Below are 691 nucleotides of genomic sequence, written 5' to 3'. Positions count from 1 at the left end.
TGACACGTGCCTGATGGGCCCGCGACGGCCCGGCCACGTTGCCGTCCGCGAGGGGCACTCACCGTGGCATCGATGATCGGACGAGCAGGCGTAGCTGACCCGTCCGGCCGACCCAGCTACGGTGACGGCACTGTTGCATCCGGCGACTCCAGTCGATCTTGACCGCAGATCTTCCCGTAGCTGAGCCTTCGTAGGGCTCGGTCGGCAGGTTGACGCTGCTCCAGCGACCGGATCCGGCGTCCTCCAACAGGAAGATTTTCGGTCAAGATCTCCCGGCCCCGCCGGATGCAACAGTGCCGCCGGAGACGGTGCTGCTGGTGCGTCGGATAGCCGGGGCCAAACGGCGCCAGGTCGCTGCGTGGACAGGCCGGGAGATCCCCGAGGCGTACGTGCCGCTCACGGGGCCGCTGCGCGAGCGGCTGCGCACGGCGACCCGGGATCCGGGCACGCACACCGACCTGCGCTGGATGCTCGCCTACTACGGCTACTGATGATTAATATGTGGTGTCACTATGTCTGGTGACGGCTGCTGGCGAGTGGGTAAACCTTTTACATGAGGTATGGGACGGGTGGCGGGTTGACGCCCGCCGAGCAGGTGGAAAGGGAACGGGTCCGGATGGCCGCGGCCGGCCGTTTCGAGGAGGGCGCGACACGAGCGGAGGTGTCCCGGGAATTCAAAGTCACCCCGAAA

2 pseudogenes are annotated in these 691 nt (G+C 66.6%); both read left to right on the top strand.

Annotated elements, in window-relative coordinates:
* Nucleotides 1–299: 299 nt before the first annotated feature.
* Nucleotides 300–488 (top strand): annotated as a pseudogene (locus AB1460_RS38065) (sensor domain-containing protein); the annotation flags it as partial.
* Nucleotides 489–553: 65 nt separating this feature from the next.
* A pseudogene (locus tag AB1460_RS38510) lies at nt 554–691 on the top strand (IS630 family transposase); the annotation flags it as partial.

This window comes from Parafrankia sp. FMc2 (assembly GCF_041008525.1).
Taxonomy (GTDB): Bacteria; Actinomycetota; Actinomycetes; order Frankiales; family Frankiaceae; genus Parafrankia.
Note: the sequence above shows the minus strand (reverse complement) of the source record. Positions and strands in the feature narration are given on the sequence as shown.